The 2,785-nt window shown below is 55.9% G+C and carries 3 protein-coding genes; all 3 read left to right on the forward strand.

The window, feature by feature from the left end; genetic code table 11:
* Positions 1-854 (forward strand): replication initiation factor domain-containing protein (locus GHO25_RS25340; RefSeq protein WP_218581090.1); only part of this gene is annotated, 854 nt, incomplete at its 5' end.
* Positions 851-1,030 (forward strand): hypothetical protein, encoded by a 180-nt coding sequence (locus tag GHO25_RS25345; protein ID WP_153334568.1) that lies wholly within the window; start codon positions 851-853, stop codon positions 1,028-1,030. The genes GHO25_RS25340 and GHO25_RS25345, both read left to right, overlap by 4 nt.
* A gap of 686 nt (positions 1,031-1,716) precedes the next feature.
* Positions 1,717-2,526 carry a replication initiation factor domain-containing protein gene (locus GHO25_RS25350; protein WP_153393305.1) on the forward strand — a complete coding sequence of 270 codons (810 nt, stop codon included), beginning with the start codon at positions 1,717-1,719 and terminating at the stop codon, positions 2,524-2,526.
* The last annotated feature ends 259 nt before the right edge of the window (positions 2,527-2,785 follow it).

Consider the following 2,785-nt stretch of genomic DNA (forward strand, 5'->3'; position numbering starts at 1 on the left):
TCCCAAGAAGCCTCGAAAGCCTTATAAACCGGGGGGTTCAGCCAATGGCTAGATGGGATTGGTATCAATCAACCGTTCTTGTCCAAGACCCGCAACAATCCGGCCTTGTTGACGCTCTTTTGAGAGCATGGCCGCTGTCTGATTGGGCACCTGCTAAGAACCTCAACGGTTATCTCTACGGCGGACAGATCCGGCGCGGTGATCGAACTCTTTGCCACGTCTGCTGGGGAGGGCAAACAGGGGTCAACTGCAAGTCAACCAGTGATGAGTCTCCGGCTCTTGCAGCGGCTCTCCGGGAGTTTGGTAAACCCCATCTCCCCACCAGGGTGGACACTTGCGAAGACTGGCAGGAAGACGGCCTCTTTGACTCGATGGCTGCTCGCCTGATTCAACATGCCCAGGACAATCGTCTGGCTATCAACCAACAGGGTGATTGGGTCCGCGGTGAGGGTCGCACTCTGTATTTGGGGTCCAAGGACTCACCAGTTCGCCTGGTGCTCTACGAGAAAGGCTATGAGCAAGGTGGTGACGCTCCTCGGAACTGGGTCCGCCTTGAAGTCCGCGTTAGGCCAAAACGGGATCATCGAGCCGCTGTTGCTACCTGGGAGCCTGGACATGCTTTTTGCGCTGCTTGGATTCCGGATGCGCTCAAGTGTATTGGTTGGGATCACCTCGAAAAGAAGGCAGTAGGCACCGTCTGGAAGCGTTCAGACACCGAGCGGGCTAGGGCTGCACTGGTCAAGCAGTACGGCGCGATCATGGCTCAATGGGCGTCTGATGTTGGATCGTGGGAGGCTCTAGGACTGGCTATTGAGACCGCTATTGCTAAGCCAGTGACGGAGTGCACCGCATGAAACACTCGGATTTAACACCAGAGACGGTGCCTTGCTTTGTTGATGACCAGGACGCGCTACCGATCCCGGTTTTTGTCACTCTCGAATCGCACCGACTGGCAAAGGCACGGATACGGCAAAAGATCGCTGCTGCAACGGCAGATGATTCCAAGGCTGAACGGGATGGGACTGATTGACTGCTGGGCAAGATAGGTGAAGTAGCCCCACCAGCAAGCTGGCGACCCTTCTTCACGTCTTGCCAATTCGCCTACCGGCTCAAGGGGCTGTCTCCTTTGGCGTCAAAACTCTTTGCGGCTGGGAGAGGTCTGGAGGAAGCGCTAGCGTAGCGCTGCGCAGCCTCCAGACCTCTCCCAGCGGACAAGCGCGAGCGCGTCAGTACCACACTTATTGACGAGGTGGACACCTTGGGCCACACTCAAGCCTTAAGTGTCCACCTGGAGTTCACCCATGCCTACCATCAAGCCTAGAGTCCAAGTTACGTTGGAGCCTTCAACGCATGAGGTCATCGAGCGTCTTGCAAAGCTTCAGGGGCGCACTAGAGGCGCGATCATTGCGGATCTGCTCAATTCCGTTGCTCCGAGCCTTACGCGCACTGTGGCGCTTCTGGAGGCCGCTATGGAAGCACCTAACGAGGTTAAGCGCGGTCTACGAAGCGTTGTCGAGGGTCTCCATAACGAACTTGTTACGGTCGCTGGGGATGCTTCTTCACAGCTCGATATGCTCATGGGGAAGCTGTCAGAAGATGCCTCTGAGAACGCAGCCGACCCCCATGTAGTAACACGGGGGTCAGGTATCTCCCTCCCTGCCGAGAAGGCACATCCCAAGAAACCTCGAAAGCCTTATAAACCGGGGGCTACAGCCAATGGCTAGGTGGGATTGGTATCAATCGACCGTTCTTGTCCAAGATCCGCAACAATCCGGTCTTGTTGACGCTCTTTTGAGGGCATGGCCGTTGTCCGATTGGGCACCTGCTAAGAACCTCAATGGTTATCTCTATGGCGGACAAATCCGGCGCGGTGATCGAACTCTTTGCCACGTCTGTTGGGGTGGGCAAACCGGGGTCAATTGCAAGTCAACCAGTGATGAGTCTCCGGCTCTCGCGGCAGCTCTTCGGGAGTTCGGTAAACCCCACCTCCCAACACGGGTGGACACTTGCGAAGACTGGCAGGAAGACGGCCTCTTTGATTCGATGGCTGCTCGCTTGATTCAATACGCTCAAGACAATCGTTTGGCTATCAACCAGCAGGGCGATTGGGTTCGGGGTGAAAGTCGCACGCTGTATCTCGGTTCGAAAGATTCGCCGGTTCGCCTGGTGCTCTACGAGAAAGGCTATGAGCAAGGTGGTGATGCTCCTAGAAACTGGGTTCGGCTTGAAGTACGCGTTAGGCCAAAACGGGATCATCGAGCCGCTGTTGCCACATGGGAGCCGGGGCATGCTTTCTGCGCTGCTTGGGTTCCAGACGCGCTCAAGTGCATCGGTTGGGATCACCTCGAAAAGAAGGCTGTAGGCACTGTATGGAAGCGTTCAGACACCGAACGAGCAAGGGCTGCACTGGTTAAACAATACGGCGCGATCATGGCTCAATGGGCGTCTGATGTAGGGTCTTGGGAGGCTCTAGGACAGGCCATTGGGGCGGCTATTGTTAAACCTCAGATGACGGAGAACGCATGAAAAGATTGGGTTTAACGCCAGAAACGGCGCCTCACTTTGTTGAGTACCAGGGCGAGCTTCCAGTCCCGGTATTCGTCACTCTTGAATCGCATCGAAAAACAAAGGCACAGATACGGCAAAAGATCGCTGCTGCAACGGCAGATGATCGAAAGGCGCAACGGTTCGTGACTGAATGACTGCTGGGCAAGCCGTGAAGAAGGGTCGCCAGCTTGCTGGTGGGTCTACTTCACCTGTCTTGCCCAGCAGTCATTCAGTCACG

Origin of the sequence: Pseudomonas sp. FSL R10-1350, from assembly GCF_009600525.1 — a bacterium.
GTDB classification, from domain to species: Bacteria; Pseudomonadota; Gammaproteobacteria; order Pseudomonadales; family Pseudomonadaceae; genus Aquipseudomonas; species Aquipseudomonas helleri.